Source organism: Deinococcus radiotolerans, assembly GCF_014647435.1.
In the GTDB taxonomy this organism is placed as follows: Bacteria; Deinococcota; Deinococci; order Deinococcales; family Deinococcaceae; genus Deinococcus; species Deinococcus radiotolerans.
The window spans coordinates 1-19,548 of record NZ_BMPE01000013.1; the positions used below are offsets into that span (position 1 = coordinate 1).

14 protein-coding genes are annotated in these 19,548 nt (G+C 70.9%); 5 read left to right on the plus strand and 9 right to left on the minus strand.

Annotated elements, in window-relative coordinates:
- Positions 1-537: 537 nt before the first annotated feature.
- The 3 genes from IEY63_RS16270 to IEY63_RS16280 all read right to left on the minus strand — a co-directional run bounded on the left by IEY63_RS16270 (position 538) and on the right by IEY63_RS16280 (position 6,187).
- The gene (locus IEY63_RS16270; protein WP_229784760.1) at positions 538-2,229 is read right to left on the minus strand and encodes a putative ABC transporter permease subunit; all 1,692 of its coding nucleotides are present in this window, start codon (positions 2,227-2,229) and stop codon (positions 538-540) included.
- Positions 2,226-3,014, minus strand: a complete 789-nt coding sequence (locus IEY63_RS16275; RefSeq protein ID WP_189070052.1) for an ABC transporter ATP-binding protein — start codon at positions 3,012-3,014, stop codon at positions 2,226-2,228. The genes IEY63_RS16270 and IEY63_RS16275 overlap by 4 nt, the downstream gene beginning before the upstream one ends.
- Positions 3,015-3,121: 107 nt before the next feature.
- Positions 3,122-6,187 carry an NAD(P)-binding protein gene (locus IEY63_RS16280; RefSeq protein WP_189070053.1) on the minus strand — a complete coding sequence of 1,022 codons (3,066 nt, stop codon included), beginning with the start codon at positions 6,185-6,187 and terminating at the stop codon, positions 3,122-3,124.
- Between the two features lie 100 nt (positions 6,188-6,287).
- Here IEY63_RS16280 and IEY63_RS16285 point away from each other — a divergent pair, with 100 nt between their 5' ends.
- Positions 6,288-7,961, plus strand: a complete 1,674-nt coding sequence (locus IEY63_RS16285; RefSeq protein ID WP_189070054.1) for a sensor domain-containing diguanylate cyclase — start codon at positions 6,288-6,290, stop codon at positions 7,959-7,961.
- 75 nt (positions 7,962-8,036) lie between these two features.
- On the opposite strand, the gene glmU is transcribed toward IEY63_RS16285, so the two are convergent.
- From glmU to IEY63_RS16310, 5 genes are all read right to left on the minus strand, one after another.
- Positions 8,037-9,482 (minus strand): bifunctional UDP-N-acetylglucosamine diphosphorylase/glucosamine-1-phosphate N-acetyltransferase GlmU, encoded by a 1,446-nt coding sequence (gene glmU, locus IEY63_RS16290; protein ID WP_189070055.1) that lies wholly within the window; start codon positions 9,480-9,482, stop codon positions 8,037-8,039.
- Positions 9,483-9,583: 101 nt separating this feature from the next.
- Positions 9,584-10,504, minus strand: a complete 921-nt coding sequence (gene lgt, locus IEY63_RS16295; RefSeq protein ID WP_189070056.1) for a prolipoprotein diacylglyceryl transferase — start codon at positions 10,502-10,504, stop codon at positions 9,584-9,586.
- 83 nt (positions 10,505-10,587) lie between these two features.
- Complete coding sequence (gene tatC, locus IEY63_RS16300) at positions 10,588-11,373, minus strand: twin-arginine translocase subunit TatC (RefSeq protein WP_189070057.1); 786 nt, start codon at positions 11,371-11,373, stop codon at positions 10,588-10,590.
- Positions 11,374-11,393: 20 nt separating this feature from the next.
- Positions 11,394-11,621 carry a twin-arginine translocase TatA/TatE family subunit gene (locus IEY63_RS16305; protein ID WP_189070058.1) on the minus strand — a complete coding sequence of 76 codons (228 nt, stop codon included), beginning with the start codon at positions 11,619-11,621 and terminating at the stop codon, positions 11,394-11,396.
- Between the two features lie 227 nt (positions 11,622-11,848).
- On the minus strand, positions 11,849-12,577 hold the full coding sequence (locus tag IEY63_RS16310; protein WP_189070059.1) for an SDR family oxidoreductase: 729 nt from the start codon (positions 12,575-12,577) through the stop codon (positions 11,849-11,851).
- Between the two features lie 61 nt (positions 12,578-12,638).
- Here IEY63_RS16310 and IEY63_RS16315 point away from each other — a divergent pair, with 61 nt between their 5' ends.
- From IEY63_RS16315 to mutL, 4 genes are all read left to right on the plus strand, one after another.
- Positions 12,639-13,160, plus strand: coding sequence for a hypothetical protein (locus IEY63_RS16315; protein WP_189070060.1), 522 nt, complete (start codon positions 12,639-12,641; stop codon positions 13,158-13,160).
- A 70-nt stretch (positions 13,161-13,230) separates the two neighbouring features.
- Positions 13,231-15,771, plus strand: a complete 2,541-nt coding sequence (mutS, locus tag IEY63_RS16320; RefSeq protein ID WP_189070061.1) for a DNA mismatch repair protein MutS — start codon at positions 13,231-13,233, stop codon at positions 15,769-15,771.
- Between the two features lie 26 nt (positions 15,772-15,797).
- Positions 15,798-17,186: an FAD-binding oxidoreductase gene (locus tag IEY63_RS16325; protein ID WP_189070062.1), complete on the plus strand. Its 1,389-nt coding sequence runs from the start codon at positions 15,798-15,800 to the stop codon at positions 17,184-17,186.
- Between the two features lie 61 nt (positions 17,187-17,247).
- Complete coding sequence (gene mutL / locus IEY63_RS16330; RefSeq protein ID WP_189070063.1) at positions 17,248-18,930, plus strand: DNA mismatch repair endonuclease MutL; 1,683 nt, start codon at positions 17,248-17,250, stop codon at positions 18,928-18,930.
- Here the strand turns inward: mutL and IEY63_RS16335 are convergent.
- Positions 18,917-19,543 carry a hypothetical protein gene (locus IEY63_RS16335; RefSeq protein WP_189070064.1) on the minus strand — a complete coding sequence of 209 codons (627 nt, stop codon included), beginning with the start codon at positions 19,541-19,543 and terminating at the stop codon, positions 18,917-18,919. The two genes, mutL and IEY63_RS16335, sit on opposite strands and share 14 nt — an antisense overlap.
- Positions 19,544-19,548: the final 5 nt, after the last annotated feature.

The following is a 19,548-nucleotide window of genomic DNA, read 5'->3' on the forward strand; positions in this document are numbered from 1 at the left end:
GGGGCATAGGTCAAGTCTGCCACGACGCATCATCGTGCTTCCGTTCTGTCCTCAGGCTCTTAGTCACGGTCCAAGTATCTCACATATGAGTCATCATTCAGAAACTCATTATAGCTGAGTCAAGACGACTAAAAAAAGCTTCCACAGCGAGTTTACCGCGTGGTGGAAATTATCGCCCCCTATTAGGCCCATACGATGCCGAGCATGACGCCAGACTCACCTCTTTTTGCGCTCCTCGAACTACCCTGCTGCCCTGACCAGACCCTGCTTATACTCATGGGCAGCCCCGTTTTAAACACGTCCCACATCGCTCAGCTGCGCCCACACCTTGATTCTCTCGTGTTCTCGGCTATGAAGTCCGGAGAACTGGCACCCGTCCTCAAACTGCTGCGGCACGTCAAAGCTCAGCTTGCGGCATGAGGAAGGCGAGTCCATGGGAAAGTAGGACCGAGGCCTGAGCCACTTGCACACTACGGACAAGCTACGACAGTCGCCCACCCGAAGTTGCGTAACTGAAGTGGTGAAGGGAATACACCTTCATTCCAAGCAATCTAGCCTCTGCCAGCCGCTGCGGAGGCTAAGCCAGGTGCCGAGGACGGTGGTGACGAGCAGCCCCATGAGGCCGAGGATGCCTTCCAGTGTGGTGAGGGCGCTGTAGCCGGGGAACAGGTCGGGGCGCAGGACGCTGCCGGCGGCGGGGCGGGCGAGGAGCAGGAGGCACAGGACGCTGTAGGCGAGGCTGAGGCCCATGAAGGCGAGGCCGCCGGGGCTGACGCCGATCTCGGCGGGGTTGTCCGCGTCGAATTTGGGGGCGGCGGCGCCGAGGCCCACGCCGAGGGCGGTGATGACGAGGGCGTTGCTGATGCTGACCAGGGCGCTGAGGAGGAACAGGGTGGGGCCGAGGTTCATGGCGGCGGCGCTGGCGAGGCCCATAACGAGGCCGACGGTGAGTGTGACCGGGAGGACGCCCAGGAATTTGCTGAGAACGATCTGGCGGGGCTGGATGGGCGCGGTGCGCAGCAGCCAGTAGGCGCGCGCTTCGGTGCTGATGGCTGGGAAGGCGAGGCGGACGGCGATGCCGGCGATGATGAAGCCCTGGAAGGCAAGTTGGATGTAGCCGAGGATGCCGCGGAACTGCGGGATGGGGATGGGGACGGCTTTGACGCTGACGAGGTACACGCCGGCGAGGGCGACGACGACGAGCAGTTGACTCCATTGGGTGGGGTCGCGGAGGGTGACGCGCAGGTCCTTGCTGGCGAGCGCGCCGCCGCGGCCGAGGCGCGTGAGGAGGCGTTCGGTGGTGCCTGCGCGGCGGGGGCGTGGGTCGAGTCTGGGGGTGCTGGAGTCCAGCGCGCGGGCCCAGCCGTCCTGGTAGGCCTTGGCGGCCAGCAGGGTCGCGCCCAGCAGGAGCGCGGCGGTGAGCAGCAGCAGGGGCAGCAGGGGCGTGGCGAGGTGGCCGTGCGCGGCCTGCCAGATGCCCTGCGCGGCCCAGGAGGGCGGGAGGAGGGGGCTGCTGGGTCCGGCGAAGTCGCGCAGGAGCGCTTCGATTTTGGTGGGGTCTTGGAGTTTCTGCACGAGCACTTCGGGTCGAAGGGCGCGGATGGCGTAGACGAGCGCGGCACTGATGATCACCCCCAGGCCAGTGCTGACCTCGCGGACGCGGCCGACCGGGGCGACGCGCATGAGCAGCACGGCCAGGAGGGCGCCCAAACCGACGGGCGCGGCGAACACGAGCAGCGCGGCAAGCAGCATGACCGGGTACGCCCAGAGGGGCGCGTGGAAGTACGTGGCGATGGTCAGGAGCAGCGGCACGGTCAGGAACACAGGGACGAGCGCGGCGTTCAGGAACGTCTCGGTGACCTTCAGGGCGAACACGCGGGTGGTTTTGATGGGCTGGGTAAGGAGGAAGTTCAGGTCGTCGCTGAGGTACAGGGTGCTGATGGCGGCGGTGGTGGCGCTGAAGGTGACGCCGCTGGCGAGGGTGATCAGGCCGATTTCCAGGACGCGCGCGAAGACGTTCAGGCCGATGTCCCCGAAGCGGCCCAGGAACGTGAGGGCCTTCCAGGTGCCGATCACCTCGCCGGTCAGGAGCAGCAGGGCCAGCGCGCCAACGAGCGCGTAGCCCCACTTGGGCGCCCTGCGGATGGTGTGCGCCAGCGCGCGGAGCTTCAGGGCGCTGAGGCTGGGCGGGGCGGGCCGGGTGGGGCGGGGGGCGGGCGTGGCGGTCAAGCGCCCACCCCGGGGGCCCCGGTTTCTTCGCGGGCGCGGCGCTGCTCGTCGAGTTCGTCTTCCAGCAGGCGGAAGAAGATGCGCTCGAGGCTGTCGCCGTGCACGCCGCCCGCCTCGGTGCCGGTGCGGGCGCGCAGGTCGTCCATGCTGCCCTCGCCGAGCACCTTGCCGCGGTCGAGGACGACCAGCCGGTCGCACACGGCCTCCGCGACGGGCAGCGAGTGCGTGGTGAGCAGCACGGTGCGGCCCCGGTCGGCGTGCGAGCGGAACAGGTCGCGCACCTGCCGTGCGGCGTGCGGGTCGAGGCCCACCATGGGTTCGTCCACGATCAGCACGGGCGGGTCGGGGAGCAGGGCCGCGATGATCGCGACTTTCTGGCGCATGCCGTGGGAGTACGTCTCGATCAGTTCGTTGCCGAAGTCGGTCAGGCGGAAGAATTCCAGCCAGCGGTCAATCTCGGCGTCCGCGCCGGGCACCTCGTACAGCTGGCCCACGAAGCGCAGCAGTTCCCGCGCGGTCAGCTTGCCGTACAGGTACGGGCGGTCGGGGATGTACCCGAAGGCCGCCTTGGCCCGCACGGGGTCCTTCCAGACGTCGAAGCCCGCGACGCGCACGGTGCCGCTGGTGGGGCGGGTCAGGCCGACCAGCGCGCGGATGGTGGTGGTCTTGCCGGCGCCGTTGCTGCCCAGCAGGCCGAAGACTGCGCCGGGCTGCACCGTGAACGACAGGTTGCTGACGGCCTCGTGCCGCCCGTAGCGTTTGGTGTACCCGTGCACCTCGATCATGAGGGGCAGCGTACGCCCGCGCGTCTGACGGAAGGTGCACATGCGCCCTGCATGGAGGACCTGCATGGAGGAGCGGTCAGTGTGGCCGTCTCCCCCACTGCCGCCGGTCACAGGGGGCTGAGGCGGTCGTCCTCCCCGTGGATGGGCGCGCGGACGCCCGTGACCGCCTGCGCGGCCTGCATGCCGGCCATGGTGGCGGCCTCGACGCAGCCGGCGTTCAGGCCGGTGCGCAGCCAGTCGCCGGTGAGGATCAGGTTGCGGTAGCCGCTCTCGTCGGCGCGCAGGCGGTGTCGGCTGCTGCCCACGACGCTCATGACGTAGCGTTCGGACGGGTCGAGGTTCGCGCGCCAGTACTGCCCGTCGAACCGCGCCTCGCCTGAGCGGCCCTGCGGGTCGGTCAGCACGGTCCAGTCGAAAGTGCCGCCCTGCTGCGTGCCAGGCATCAGCGCGCCGAGCTGTGTGGTCATCTGGTTCAGGGCGCTGGCGCGGACGTTCGCGGCGTTGACGGCGGGGAAGTCCGTCTGGGTGGGGTCGGGCAGGCCGGGGTCGGGGTACACGGAGCAGAAGTACGCCACGTCGCGCGGCGCGTCGGGCGTGTCAGGCCAGGCCTCGCGGGGGAGCAGCTGGTCCATGGGCGCCCAGGTGTCGAAGGGTTCGGTGAAGCCGCTCAGGACGGGCTGCTGCCCGCCGGGCTGGTCGGTCCAGCCGAGCGAGGTGAGGTCGCGGTTCATCCACAGCTGGTAGGACTGCGTGGGGATGCTCTTCACGGCGCTGGTCGCGGCGTGCAGGGCCGAGCCGGGCGTCACGAGCTGCGGCGCGACGAGCGGCACGGACGCCACGGACACGCCCAGGATCACCCGGTCGAAGTCCACGCCGCGTTTCAGCGTCACGCGCGGCAGCTCGCTGCCGGTGGCCTCCTGGTACACCTGCGGCCAGGTGCTCCAGTGGCTCTCCAGGTTCGCGCCGCTCTCTCGCAGCAGCTTCGCCTCGGCGGGCAGCAGCTGGTCCGCGTTGGGCGCGCTGGGCCAGCAGGCCAGCCCGTTCACGTACACGAAGGGATCGCAGTGCTCCGCGCCGCTGGCCACGGTCGCCTGCCGGGTCAGGTGCACTTCGGCCACCTCGTCCCCGTCGGAAATCAATTCGTTCAGCTGGTGGAAGAACTGGAACTTCACGCCGCGCGCCCTGAGCAGCTGGTAGGCGGGCGAGAAGATGGTGTCCCCCATCCCGGCCTGCATCTTGTACATGATGCTGCCCTTGTACGTCAGGCCGATGCGGATCATGACGCGCAGCATGGTGCCCGCCTCGGCGTTCGGGCGGCCGTAGTCGCCGCCGTCGTACGCGAAGATCAGGTCGTAGAAGCCGCGCACGACGGCGCTGTTCACGCTGTAGCGTTCGTTCGCGCCGTGCTTGAGGAGCCACTGGCGGAAGTCGATGTCGTTGATGACGTCCAGGCCGTGCTCGAGGACCCCGTCGCGCAGCATGCCCAGCAGCGTGGTCACGCCCAGGTCCAGGCAGATGTACAGGCGGCGCAGCGTGTCGTCCGCGTCCAGCAGCGCACAGACCTCCCGGTCGAGCCACTCGCGGATGCCCTGCAGCGCGTCGGCCAGCAGGCCGTGCGGGTCCTCGTGCGCGTGAATCATGGCGGGCAGGTCGCCCAGCAGCGCGCAGGCGCCCTCGACGGCGTGCACGACGCTGCTGGCCAGGTGCGCCACGTCCGCGCAGACGGTCGCGGCCAGGCCGCGCAGCCAACCCGGGTGCGCCTCGCCCGCCGCGACCGCCGGGGCGGGGGGGCGGTGGTGGCAGACCTCGGACACCCAGTGGCGCACCCAGGACAGCATGGCCTGCGCGATCTCCAGCAGTTCGGGCAGCTCGCGCCCGTCGCCGGGCGTGCCGGGCAGCGGCGGGAACATCAGCGGCCAGGGGCGCCACTCCTGCCCGATGTGCTCACTCAGCACGATGAAGTCGTGCGGTTTGAACGCGTCCTGCCAGGTGGCCAGCGGCGCGCCCGCCGGGCGGTCCAGCGCACCGTAGATGCCCTGAATCATGCGGAAGGCGTTCTCGTAGAACCCGAACCAGCTGTGCAGGCCGTGCTCCTCGATCCGCTGGCCGTACTCGGCGTTGCGGCCGCTGGCGCCCTTGCCGCCCAGCCGCCAGCCCATCTGGTACAGCGTGATCTCGTAGCGGTCCTGCCAGCCGGGCTGCTCGGTCAGGTGGTACGCGGCGCTGATCGCGCCGACCCCGCCGCCGATGATCGCAATCTTTTCCTTCGGAACGCGGGCGGGGGGCGTGACCTCTGCGGCCTCGGTGACGGTGAAGTCGAACTGCATCTCGAAGGGCAGCAGGGCGCGCTGCTCGCCCAGCGTCAGGCCCAGCGTGTCGGCCAGCGGGAAGGACGCCACGTCATGCAGCGTGCAGGTGTACTCGCCGCCCAGCAGCCGCACGCTGCGGACCTTGTCCACGACGGCGGGGGCCGCCACGACCGCCTGGTACACGGCGCCGGCGCCGCTGCCGTCCGGGAACTGCTTCAGGAAGATCTGGTCCGTGCGGGGGTTCTTCAGCAGGGACAGCAGGTCCGCCCAGCCGCGCGCGTCGGGCGTCAGCGCCTCGGGGCCCAGGTCACGCAGCGCCGCCAGGACCAGCTCGGCCAGGTCCCCGACCTCGCTGGCCCGGCCACCGCCGGCGGGCGTCAGGTCCAGCAGGGGGTGCCACGCGATCTGCGTGTCCGGGCTGAACGGCTCGAAGGCCTTGACGCTCAGGTGGTAGTCGCCGCCCTGGCCGGGCGTCTCGGGCATGTGGTAGCGGCCGTCGTACTTGGGGTAGCCGTACAGCTCGCGGCCGTTGATCAGGGCCATGGTGTCGTCCACCCAGATGTGCGCCGGGTAGAAGTACAGCCCTGACCAGTGCCCGCGCTCGTCCTGCTGGCCCAGCATGACCCAGGTGATGATGTCCGTCTCGGTGATCCAGCCCCTGGCGGCGTCCTTGGGCGCGCCGGAGTTCGCGTGGCCCACGCGGGTGAAGGTCAGCATCACGAACGGCGAGAGCACCTTGAACGTCGCTGCGCCCTGCGCGGCGCGGTTGAGTCCGGCGTCCACGAACGCCTGGAGTCGAGTGAGGTCCCCACGCAGGAAGAAGCCGCGCATATCTGCCCCCGACAGGTGCAGGGGCGCGCGCATATTCACACTGCCGGGCAGGAATATGTATTCTGGTCTGAGCACTTTTTCACCTTTTCCTCACCGAATGTATCCCAGGTCGGCCTTCCACAGGGGGACCCACTTGAATTCACGCTGGACCACCCTGTGCCGCAGTCTGCTCACCCTGCTGGCCCTCCTGCCCGGCTTGGCCTGCGCCAGTGACGCGCGCCCGGCCGTTCAGGCGCAGACGCCTCAGGTCGGCGCGGCGCGGCTCTACCGCACGCCGCCCGGCGCAGCGCCGCTGAGCTTCCCGGCCAGCGGTGCCGACCTCGCCGCGTGGCAGGCGGGGCTCACGCCGGTCAGCCGGGTGCGCCTCACCGGGGATGACGTGTGGGTGGTGCTGAACCTGCGCAACCCCACCGCCCAGCGCGAGTGGGTGTTCGACCCGCACGGCACCCTGATGGAATTCGTGGACGCCCGCGTGTACCGCCCCGGCCAGCCCACCCAGGTGATCCGCACCGGGTACCGCGCCGAGCACCCGTACATGCTGCACTACGGCGCGGACCTCACCCTGAACCCCGGCGAGCAGGGCGTGATCGTCGCTCGGGTCCGCAGCCCGTACTTCGCGTCCCAGCCGGAATTCAGCGTGCCCAGCCGCGCCGCGTACCGCCGCACCGTGTCCCGCGAGAACGCCCTGATCCTGCTGGCCCTGGGCGCCCTGCTGACCCTGGCCATGTACAACCTGTTCGTGTACGCGGGTACCCGCAACCGCTCGTTCCTGTACTACGCGGCGTACATGCTCGCCTACTGCGCCGGGTGGGCCTTCACGTTCCACCTGCCGGCCGACGTGTTCGGCTGGCACGACCTGCGCTGGCATTACGTGTGGTTCTTCCTGCTGCCCATCCTGAACACGCTGTTCTACCGGCACTTCCTGCAGCTGCGCGCCCGCCTGCCATTGCTGGACCGCCTGAGCTTCGTGAACCTGCTGCTGCCGCTGACGCTGCTGCCCACCGCCTTCGTGCTGCTGCCCTACGCGCACGTCCTGGCAACCGGCGTGATCGCCGTGTGGCTGCTGCTGGCCCTGATCAGCGGCGTGGCGTCCTGGCGGCAGGGCTTCGAACCCGCCCGCTTCTTCGTGCTGGGCCTGCTGGCGCTGCTGGTGCCCGCGGCGATCATCCTGCCCGGCAACGTGGGCCTCACCCCAGACGTGCCCTTCAACTCCGAGCTGTTCACGCTGCTGGGCGGCACGCTGGACGGCCTGCTGCTGGCCTTCGCGCTGGCCGACCTGATCCGCCTGCTGAGCGCGCAGAACCGCGCGTCCATCACGCAGCTGCAGCAGGCGCTGCACCTGGCGCGCACTGACCTGCTGACCGGCCTGAACAACCGCTACGCCTTCGAGCAGGCCTTTGGCGCGCCGGACAGCGGCGAGCAGCTGCTGATCGTCATTGACCTCGACGGCCTCAAGCAGCTCAACGACCGCCAGGGGCACCGGCGCGGCGACGACCTCCTGCGGGACTTCGCCGCGCAGCTGCGCACCCTGGAAGACGGGCAGGTCAGCGCGTACCGCCTGGGCGGCGACGAGTTCGCACTGCTCGCCCCACCCGAGGCCGGCGGCACGCTCGCCGAGGCGCTGCGGCGCATCGAGGCGCACCTGCAGGCCGGGCCGTACCCACAGTCCGGCGTGAGCTTCGGCACGGCGCTGACCACCCCCGCGCAGCCCAGCATCCAGACGTTCGAGCAGGCGGACCAGCGCATGTACACGCACAAGCAGGCGAAAAAAAGGCACCGGGACACGCCCCCGCCCCTGCCCATCTGAAGCGCGCAAGAAACACACGCCCTTGCGGGCGTGTGGCTGTGGGTCACTCCGGATGGCGGCCGGGCCCCGCCGGGTTCAGTCCTGGCGGGCCAGCCAGCCGGCCAGCCAGGGCAGCTTGACCTGCACCTTCTCGCGCAGGCCGCCCCAGTAGCGTTTCGACCAGCCGTCCAGGTTGCGCTGCTTGCCGCGCGCGACGGCCATGGCCCCCTCGGGCACGTCGTCGTGGACGGCGCTGCCCGCCGCGATGAAGGCGGCGTCGCCGACCACGCGCGGGGCGATCAGGGTGCTGTTGCTGCCGATGAACACGCCCGCACCCACCTGCGAGCGGTGCTTGTTCACGCCGTCGAAGTTCGCGACGATGGTGCCCGCCCCGACGTTCGTTTCCTCGCCGATGGTCACGTCACCCAGGTACGCGAGGTGCCCGGCCTTCACGCCCGCGGCCAGCTGGGCGTTCTTGGTCTCCACGAAGTTCCCTATGTGCACCCCATCCGCCAGGACCGTGCCGGGCCGCAGGCGCGCAAAGGGGCCCACGTCACTGCCCGCACCGACCTCGGCGCCCTCCAGTACGCTGTGGGGCTTGATGGTCACGCCCTCGTGCAGGGTGCTGTCCGTGAGAACGCTGTACGCGCCGACCGTCACGCCCTCCGCGATGCGGGTCGCGCCGCGCAGGATCACGCCGGGTTCCAGGGTCACGTCCCGGCCGATCTGCACGGTATCCTCGATGGATACGGTCTCAGGCATGAGGATGGTCACGCCGGCGCGCATGTGCTCCTGCGTGAGGCGCGCGCGGATGATGCCCTCGGCCTCAGCGAGGCCGGTGCGGTCGTTGGCGCCCATGACCTCGCTGGGGTCGGTGAGTTTGAAGGCGTGCACCTCGGCGCCCTCAGCGCGGTACAGGCCCAGCAGGTCGGTCAGGTAGTACTCGCCGCTGGCGTTCTCGTTCGTGATGCGCCCCGACAGGGCGCGGGCGCGGGCGTCCATCAGGTACACGCCGCTGTTGAATTCGCGCACGGCGCGCTCCTGCGGCGTGGCGTCCTTCTGCTCCACGATGCGTTCCACCGCGCCGTCCGCGCCGCGGATGATGCGGCCGTACCCGGTCGCGTCGGGCAGCTCGCCGGTCAGGACCGTGAACGCGCCGCCCCGGGCGCGGTGGTCGTCCAACAGCGCCTGTAACGTGTCGGCGCGCAGCAGGGGCGTGTCGCCGTACAGCACGAGCACGTCCGCCCCATGGTCACTCAGGGCGTCCAGGCCCTGGATGAACGCGTGCCCGGTGCCCAGCTGCTGCGCCTGCCGCGCGAACACCACGCCCGCGCCCTTCAGGTGCTCCTCGACCTGCTCGGCGCCGTGGCCGGTCACGACGACCACGTTGCGCGCGCCCAGGTCCTGAGCGGTCTTCACGGCCCACGCGACCATGGGTCGCCCGGCGACGGGGTGCAGCACCTTGGGGAGACTGGATTTCATGCGGGTGCCCTGCCCGGCGGCAAGAATCACGACGTCCAGCGGACGGGTCTGTTCAGTCATAGCCTGCCCACTGTATCAACCTGCCCGCACCGGCAGGCTCCGCAGGCGAAAGAGGGTGACCCCGTACTGGGATCACCCTCTCTCGTGCTGCGGGCGTGGGCTCAGGCCGTGACTTCCGCCGGGGCGGCCGGTGCGGGCGCGCCCTTACGGCGCAGGCGGATCAGCATCCAGATGCTCGCGATGATCAGCGGAATGCTGATGAGCTGCGTGTCGGTCAGCAGGCCGATACCGGGCGCGTCCAGGCCCTGGTTCAGGTACGTCTTGAGGGTCAGGGGGTTCAGGCGGAACGTCTCCTCCCACCCGGCGCGCAGGATCGAGTACCACAGCCAGAACTGCCAGAACGCCCAGCCGGGAATGCGGCTGCGCAGCCAGAAGTACGCCGCGACGGACAGGATGATGCCGATGATCACGCCGTACATCTGCGTGAAGTGCACAGGCGCCGTCATGACCAGCTGACCGCCGATCTGCTGGCAGTACTGCGAGAGGTCCATGTCCGGGTTGGCGTTCTTGATGCACATGCCGTCATGGAAGGCGCGGGCGCCGGCAGGCCAGTGGAAGCCGATGGGCCAGCCGGTCACGCGGCCGACCGTGTCCGTGCCGTTCATGATGTTCCCGATGCGCCCGCCGATGATGCCGAACGCCACGCCGGGCACGCACAGGTCCGCGTACCGGTAGAAGTCCATGCCCTTGCGGCGGGCGTAGTACAGCATCACCAGGATGCCGCCGATCAGGCCCCCGTGAATGCTGATGCCGCCCTGGCGGAGGTTCACGATGTCCAGCAGCACGCGCGGGAAGGGGATGTTCTCGAACTGGTTCCAGGAGGTCAGCACGAACACCAGCCGCGCGCCCACGAGGCCCCACACGATCATCCAGAGAATCATGTCGTTGAAGAGGTCGACGTTCAGGCCGCGTTCGCGGGCCATGCGCGTGCCGACCCACACGCCAGCGACGATGCCCAGGGTGATGAGCACACCGTACCAGGCAATCGTGAAATTGCCAATTTGAAGGAAGATGGGATCCATAGGTCCCCCGCAGTGTAGAGCCTCCGCAGCGGGAACGCGGCCCGCCCGCCCGGAGGCAGGGGGCCGCGCGCAGGCGGGGACGCTCAGAAGCCCAGCGGGGCGGGCGTCTCGGTCTCCTCGGGGGGCACGACGCGGAACACGCGCGAGAGGATCACGCTGAGTTCGTACAGGACATACAGGGGCGCGGCCACGAGGAGCATGTTCATGGGGTCGGGCGTAGGCGTGATCACGGCGGCGGCGATCATGATGACGACCAGCGCGATGCGCCACCCGCCGCGCAGCATGGTGTGGTTCACGATCCCGATGCGGGTGAGGATCACCGCCAGGATGGGCATCTCGAAGGCCAGCCCGAAGGAGATCAGGAAGGTGGTGACCATGCCCAGGTACGATCCGATGCTGAAGTACCCCTCGACCGTGCCGCCCATGAAGTCCGCCAGGAAGGGAATCATGGTGGGCAGGACCATCTTGTACCCGAAGAGCGCGCCACCCAGGAACGCTACGCCCGCCCCCAGGATGAACGGCAGCGCCCAGCGCCGCTCGTGGGCGTACAGGCCCGGCGCGATGAACGCCCACACCTGCCACAGGATGAACGGCAGCGCTAGCGCCAGCCCCGCCCAGAAGGACATGTTCAGGCTCAGCATCAGCTGCTCGGTGAGTTGCAGGGCGACCAGCTTGACCTTGCCCGCCTGGTACAGGGTGGAGTGCGTCAGGGGTTCCTTGAAGAACTCGATCAGCTGGATGCGGTACTGGAAGGCGACGGCCATGCCGATCGCCAGGAAGATCACGCTGATGATGATCCGCTTGCGCAGCTCGTCCAGGTGATCGAACAGCGGGGCGCTGCTCAGTTCTTTGGGTGGGGTGGCGGGCATGACGCGCTCCTTTGCGGGGTTCAGCGGCGGTCGCTGATGGGCTCGCTGACCGGGGTGACGGGCGTGGCGGGCGTCACGGGATCCAGCGGGCGCGAGGGCACGTCCGTGACGGGCTCCCGGTCGGCGTGCGTTTCACGTTTGAATTCCTTGATGCCCTGCCCGAGGCCCTTGCCGAGTTCCGGGAGTTTCTTCGCGCCGAAGACGAGGGCGATGACGACAATGATCAGGACGATTTCCAAAGGACCCATGAGGTGCTCCTTGCGCTGCCCGCGCGGGCAGGATCGAGTGAGGTGTGGGGGTGTGGGGCCGTCTTACCTTGAAGGTATGCGAGCGGGGGGAAATCGGATGGGGGGCAGCTCACCTATGAAACCTTAATGGGGCTTGGTCAAATGACGGTGAAGGCCCCGCGCGGTCCCCAGCGTGCCCCGGCAGGCGCGGTTCAGATGCCCCGGACCTCTCCCTCCGACCAACCAGTTCAGATGCTCCAGCCGCCGTCCACGAGGATCTCCTGACCCGTGATGTACGCCGCCTCGTTCGTGGCGAGAAACGCAATGGCCGCCGCGACCTCGTTCGGCTCACCGAACCGCCGCGCGGGAATGCGGCCCTTCAGGCGCTCGGCGTCAGTGGGGTCGGCGTGCAGGGCGTTGAGGCGGTCGGTGGCGGTGTAGCCGGGCGCGACCGTGTTGCAGGTGACGCCGTCCGCGGCGACTTCCAGTGCCAGGGTCCGCAGGTGGTTCGTGACGGCGGCGCGCATGGCGTTGCTGACCGGGAGGTTCAGCGCGGGGCGGCCCACGGTCAGGCTGGTCACGGCGATGATGCGGCCCCAGCGGCGCTCGCGCATGCCGGGCAGCACCGCCGTCGCCAGTCGGGCGGTGCTCATGAACGTGGTCTGGAAGCCCTGCGCCCATCCCTCCTCGGTGACGGCGCTGGGCTGCGCGGGGGGCGGCCCGCCCGCGTTGCTGACGAGGATGTCCACCTGCCCGGCGGCCTCCACGGCAGCCCCCACGCCGTCCGGGGTGCCCACGTCCGCCACGACCCAGCGCGCGCCGATGGCGTCGGCGGCGCGGCGCAGCACCTCCTCATTCCGGGCGGCCAGCGTCACCTGCGCGCCCAGGCGGATCAGATCGTGCGCGGCGGCCAGCCCGATGCCGCGGCTCCCGCCGGTCACCAGGGCGCGTTTCCCGTTCAGCTGAAAGAGGCTCATGCGCCGAGGGTACACCGCACGGGCAGCCCACACGGCAGGCAGAACTGGCATGCTCGGGGCTATGGGCTGCGACATCCACGAGCACTACGAGATCCGCCGGAACAGCAGGTGGGAGCCAGCCGACCTTCACCCAGTGCCGGACACCAGTGGAATGAGCCCGGAGGAGGAAGACCGGATCTTGAAAGCCCACTGGGGGCATCCGCTGGATCTGGACCGGGATTACGACCTCTTCGCGCTGCTGGCCGGCGTCCGCAACACCATCGAGATCGAGCCGATCGCCGCCCCGCGCGGCCTGCCTGGCGATCTCAGCGCCGCCCTTCAGGCCGCCTGGACTGAAGCGGAGGTCTGGTGTCATCACCCGTCGTGGCTGACGCTGGACGAGTTGCTGCGCTTCGACTGGGATCAGCAGCTGCGGGATCTCGACCTGAGCGAGGTGGGCGTCAAGCGCCGCCTGGAACGGGACGTGCGCACCTACCGCGACCTGGGACAGGCCACGGGGCTGCTGAGCCGCGTCGTGCCGTACCTTCAGACTCAGGTGGCGGACCCGGCGGACCTGCGGCTGGTGTTCTGGTTCGACAACTGACCGGCCCCTGCACGGGGCAAGGGTGCGCCTCTCTCCATCCGGGGTGCGGGGGGCGGCTATCCTGCGCGGGATGCGGGCTCAGAATGTCCTGAAGGGAACCGGGTCGGGGGCGCTGCCGCCGATGCTGGAACAATACGTGCGGATGCGCGACGAGGTGGCCGAGACGCTGCCGCACGCGCTGCTGCTGTTTCAGGTAGGGGATTTCTACGAGACGTTCGGGGAGGACGCCGAGCGCACCGCGCGGCTCTTAGGGCTGGCGCTGACGCACAAGAGCAGCCGGGATTTCAGTACGCCCATGGCGGGGATTCCGCTGCGGGCGCTGGACAGTCACGTGGAGCGGCTGCTGGCGTGCGGGGTGTGCGTGGCGGTGGCGGATCAGGTGGAGGAGCCGGGCTCGGGCCTGATGGACCGCCGCGTGACGCAGCTCCTGACGCCGGGCACGGTGACCGAGGAGCGGCACCTGGGCGCGGACGAGAACTACCTGGCGGCGGTGGCGACCGGGGACGGGTACGCGCTGGCGTTGCTGGACGTCAGTACGGGGGAGTTCCGCTGCGCGGCGTTCCACACCCGCCTCGCCCTGTACGACGAGCTGGCGCGGTGCCGGGCGCGGGAGGTGCTGCTCGCGCCGGAACTGTCGGGAAACGCCGCGCTGCTGGCGGATTTCCAGGCGCGCTTCCCGGTGATGCTCTCCCCTGCCAGTTTCGAGGAGACGGACGCGCACGAGGCGCTGCGGGCCACGCTGGGTGAGGTCCCGGCGAGCCTGTCGTCGGGGGCGCTGCGGCGAGCGTGCGGGGCGGTGCTGGGGTACGCGCGAGTGACGCAGCAGGGACAGCTGGACATGGTCAGGCGCGTGGTGCGCTTCGAGCCGGGCGCGCACATGCGGCTGCCGGACGCGGCGGTGCGGGCGCTGGAGCTGTTCCAGGCGCAGTCCCCGCAGGGCCGCACGCTGACGGACGTGCTGGGGCAGACCCGCACGGCGGGCGGGCGGCGGCGCCTGCGGGCGTGGCTGCGCGCCCCGCTGCTGGACGAGCTGAGCATCCGCGCGCGGCTGGACGCCGTGGAGGCGTTCACGCGCGCGCCGGACCTGCGCGGCGCGGTGCGGTCCCTGCTGTACCGCGCGCATGACCTGGAGCGGCTCTCGGCGCGGGTGTCGACCCGGCGGGCCGCGCCGCGCGAGGTGGCGGCCCTGGCCCGCACGCTGGACCTGCTGCCCGAGGCGACCGACCTGCTGGGCGCGCAGGGGGGCTTGCTGGGGGGTGTGCGCGAGAGATTGTCGGCCCTGCCGGACGTCGTGACCCGCATCCGCGCGGCGCTGGTGGACGAGCCGCCCATCCGCGTGGGTGAGGGCGGCCTGATCCGTGACGGCTTCCACGCCGAGCTGGACGAGTTGCGGGCCGCCGCGATCGGGCACCGCGCGTGGCTGGCGGAACTGGAGATCACCGAGCGGCAGCGCACCGGGATTGGCAGCCTGAAGGTCGGGTACAACAGCGTGTTCGGGTACTACCTGGAGGTCACGGGCGCGCACCTGGGCAAGGTGCCCGCCGATTACCGGCAGGTGGCGACCCTGAAGGACCGCGCGCGGTTCACCCGCCCGGACCTGCGCGAACGCGAGCGGGAGATCGCCCGGCTGGAGGCCGCTGCGAGCCGCCTGGAGCAGGAGGTCTTCACTGAGCTGCGTGACAGCCTCGCCGCGCACGCCGAGGCGCTGGCCGACGCCGCCGGGGCGCTGAGCGAACTGGACGTGCTGGCCGCGCTGGCCGACGTGGCCGCCGAGCACGGCTGGATCCGCCCGGTGACCAGTGGCGGCCCGCTGCGATTGGTGCAGGCGCGGCACCCGGTCGTGGAACGCAGCCTGGGCGGACGCTTCGTGCCGAACGACGTACACCTCGATCCGGCGCGGCGCGCGGTGCTGCTGACCGGGCCGAACATGGCGGGCAAGAGCACGTACCTGCGCACCGCCGCGCTGTGCGCGCTGCTGCACCAGATCGGCTCGTTCGTGCCCGCCGACCACGCCGAACTCCCGGTGTACGACGCCGTGCACACTCGCATCGGCGCGAGTGACGACCTCGCGGGCGGGCGCTCCACGTTCATGGTCGAGATGAGCGAACTCGCCGCGATCCTGCACGGCGCGACGCACGCCAGCCTCGTGATCCTGGACGAGATCGGGCGCGGCACGAGCACCCTCGACGGCCTCGCCATCGCCCAGGCTGCGCTGGAGCACCTGCACGTCGCCGGGGCGCACACGCTGTTCGCCACGCACTACTTCGAACTCACGCGCCTGGAAACCGACCTGCCCGGCCTCGTGAACCTCCACGTGGCCGCCGAGGAAGACGCTGCCGGGAGCGGGGGCCTGACCTTCTACCATCAGGTTGTGCCCGGCGCGGCCCGCCAGAGCTACGGCGTGGAGGTCGCGCGCCTCGCCGGACTGCCCGCCCAGGTCACCACCCGCGCCGCCCGCCTGCTCACCGCGCTGGGCGCGCAGGGCGCCGACACGCGCCTCACGCGGGAACTCGCCACGCTGGATCTGGCCCGGCTGACGCCCATGCAGGCCCTCGACCTGCTGCACCGCTGGCAGCGCGAGGTCACCGGCGCGGAGGTCACGCCGGGCTGAGCGGCGCGCGGGCGCACAATGGGCGCATGACGGCAGCGGAGCTGGGTGAGGGGGCGCTGGGGGCGTTCCGGGCGCGGTTCGGGGAGGCGCTGAGTACGGCTCCGGCGGTACTGGATGCCCACGGGCGTGATGAGAGCGGGCTGGAGGCGGCGCGGCCCGGCGCGGTGCTGTTCGCGCGCAGCGAGGCGGACATCGTGGGGGCGCTGGCGTTGGCACGGGAGTTCCGGGTGCCGGTGGTGCCGTTCGCGGCGGGCAGCAGCCTGGAGGGCCAGTTGATTCCGCCGCCGGGCGCGCTGAGCCTGAACCTGAGTGGCATGACGCGCGTGCTGGACGTGCGCCCGGGGGCGTTTCAGGCGACGGTGGAGCCGGGCGTGACGTACCCGCAGCTGAACCGCGCGGTGCGCGCGCAGGGGCTCTTCTTTCCGGTGGATCCGGGCGCCGAGGCGACGCTGGGGGGCATGGCGTCCACGAACGCGAGTGGCACGGCGGCGGTGCGGTACGGGACGACGCGGGAGAACGTGCTGGCGCTGCGGGTGGCGCTGATGGACGGGCGGGTGCTGGCGCTGGGCAGCCGGGCGCGCAAGAGCAGCGCCGGGTACGATCTGCGGCACCTCTTTCTGGGTGCGGAGGGCACGCTGGGTGTGATCACGGAGCTGACGGTGCGGTTGTGGCCGCTGCCGACGGCACGGCTGGCGCTGCGCTGCGCGTTCCCGGATGTGGGGTCAGCGGCGCAGGCGGCGACGCTGGTGATGGGCGCGTCGGCGCAGCCGGAGCGGCTTGAACTGATGGACGCGCGGGGGTTGCGGGCCGTGAACCGTTACCTGGGGTTGCAGGAGCCGGAGGTGCCGACCCTGTGGATTGAGCTGGCGGGCGCGTCGGCAGGCGCGCTGGAGGACGTGCGGGCGCTGTGCGAGGAGCTGTGCCGTGACGCGGGCGCGCTGGACGTGCGGGTGGCCCGCCACGCCGAGGAGCTGGAGGCCCTGTGGCGGGCGCGGCATCACGCGTTCTACGCGCTGAAGGCGCTGCATCCGGGCGAGCAGTTTCTCAGCACGGACCTGTGCGTGCCGCTGGACGCCCTGCCGGAGATCCTGACCTTCACCGAGGAGGGGCTGCGGGCAGAGGGGCTGGACGCGAGCGTGCTGGGCCACGTGGGGGACGGGAACTTTCACGTGCTGTTCCACGCGCCGCCCGGCTCGGCTGACTGGGCGCGGATCGAGGCTCTGTACGGGCGACTGGTCGAGCGGACGCTGGCGCTGGGCGGCACGTGCAGCGGCGAGCACGGCGTGGGTCTGCACAAGCGGCGCTTCCTGCGCGCCCAGCACGGTGACGCGGTGGAGTTGATGCGCGAGGTCAAGGCGCTGCTGGACCCGCTGAACCTGCTGAATCCGGGGAAGGTGCTGCCCGACCCGGCCTGAGCACTGGCCGAACGCGACCTGAGGCAGAAAGTATCCGCGCGTGACCCGCTACCCTGACTGGGTGACCTCGCCTGACATTCACGTTCTCCCGGCTCATGTGGCGCGTCTGATCGCGGCGGGTGAGGTGGTGTCGCGCCCGCTGGACGTGGCGCGGGAACTCGTGGACAACGCCCTGGATGCCGGGGCGACCCGTGTGGACGTAGAGGTGGACGGAGGGGGCCTGCGGCTGGTGCGGGTGCGGGACAACGGCACGGGCATCCCGGCAGGGTCGGTGGGCCTGGCGCCGCTGCGGCACGCGACGAGCAAGCTGTCCCCGCAGGCGCGTTCGGTGGAGGGCGTGACGACGCTGGGCTTCCGGGGGGAGGCGCTGTGGGCGGCGGCGCAGGCCGGGGAGCTGCACGTGGTGTCGCGTCCGGCGGCGCAGGTGGGGGCGTGCGAAGTGCTCGCGCAGGGTGAGGACGTGCAGGTGGCCCGTGCGTCCGCCCCGGCGGGAACGACGGTGACGGTGCGCAACCTCTTCGCGCGACTGCCGGGGCGGCTGCGGACGCAGGCCCCGGCGGCCTCCGAGGTGCGGGAGGTGACGGCGCTGCTGGGCCGGTACGTGCTGCACCACCCGGGTCTGCACTGGCGGCTGACGGTGGACGGCGAGGTGCGCCTGACGCACGCGCCCAGCGATTACCGGGGCGCGGTGGCGAGCGTGTACGGCCCGCTGAGCGCGAACCGCGTGCTGACCGTGTCGGGCGAGGGGGTGCGCGGGGTGGTATCCCGCCCGGAGCTGACCCGCGCGCGGCGCGACCGGATGCATGTCAGCGTGAACGGGCGGCCGGTGCTGGCCCCGCCGGAGCTGGAACGCGCGGTGATTGAGGGCTTCGGAGAGCTGCTCCCGGCGGGCGTGGCGCCGCTGTGCGTGCTGGACGTGACGGTCGCGCCCGGGGATCACAATCCGAACGTGCATCCGGCCAAGCAGGTGGTGGCGCTGGCGGATCTGCCGGGCGTGGCGGCGCGGGTGCGGGCGGCGGTGGCGGCGGCGCTCTCAGCCCACCCGCTGGCGCGTGCGCTGCCGGAGTTGCGTCCAGGGGCACAACCCACGTCCGCGCCGGGGCACGCGGCGTTCCCGGCGCTGACACTGCTGGGCGTGTACCAGGAGCTGTACCTGCTCGCGCAGGGCGAGGGGGACCTGTGGGTGGTGGACGCGCACGCCGCGCATGAGCGGGCGCTGTTCGAGCACCTGACCCGCACGCTGGGCGCCCAGGCCCCGGCGGAGCTGCCCGAGCCGGAGCTGCTGCACCTGACGCCCGAGCAGCTCGCGCGCCTGCACGAGCGCGGCCCGGAGTTGCAGGGCTGGGGCCTGACGCTGGAGGACTTCGGCGCGGGGCTGGCGCGGCTGCGCACCCTGCCCGCCGCGCTGGCCCCGCTGAACGTGCCCCGGCTGCACGAGCAGATCGTCGAGTGCGCCCTGGGGGACGGCCCGGACCCGCGGCGGGACGTGCTGGCGCGGCTGGCCTGCGCGCCCGCGCTGAAGGCCGGCATGCTGGATGAGGCGCGCGGTCAGGCGGTGCTGGACGCCCTGGCCGGCTGCGAGCATCCGTGGGCGTGCCCGCACGGGCGACCCACCGTGCTGCGCCTCAGCGAGCGGGATCTGGCGCACGCGTTCGGGCGGCGGGGCGCGCGGGACGTGCCGCGGGGCCGGGACGCGGCGCCCGTCCGTGCGCCGGATTCAGGTCCTGACGTCAGCGGGTCGTGAAGGCGCTGCGCTGGCCGCTGAACAGCGTGGGGAAGGTCGCGCGGGCCTGACGGCTCAGCACGGGCTGCACCCAGTACGGCAGGTTGCTCCTGGCGTTCATGATCTCGAAGTGCCCGTCGCGGCTTTCGGTGGTCACGCCGGTCCAGCCGGGCCGCAGCGTGAGGCTGTAGTAGGTGTTCAGGCCCGCGCAGCGCCCCCGCAGGGTGACGGTGCGGTCGCTGTACACCCACTGGCCGCGCCGGGTGGGCGTGGTGGGGTGATCGGCCTGCACCAGGGTCGCCACGGCGTTCGTGCCCGCGTTGAACAGCAGCAGGGTCTCGGCGGTGTAGGTGCGCGCGCCGCCGGGCTGCACGGTCACGCCGTCGCAGACGTCCAGGGGCTGCACGGGGGGTTTGAAGGTGGCGGGCACGACCACGTTGAAGCGCGCGCCTTTCAGGGGCCCCATGCCGAGCAGCCAGCCGCCGCTCAGGTTGGTCAGCAGGACCGTCAGTGGTCCGGCGCCCAGGGGGGCGGCCTGGGTGGGGTTGCGCAGTTCACCACCCAGGCTGAAGGAGGCGGCGGGGGCCAGGGTCACGGTGCTGAGCAGGAGGGTCAGGGACGCGCGGGTGTTCACGCGCC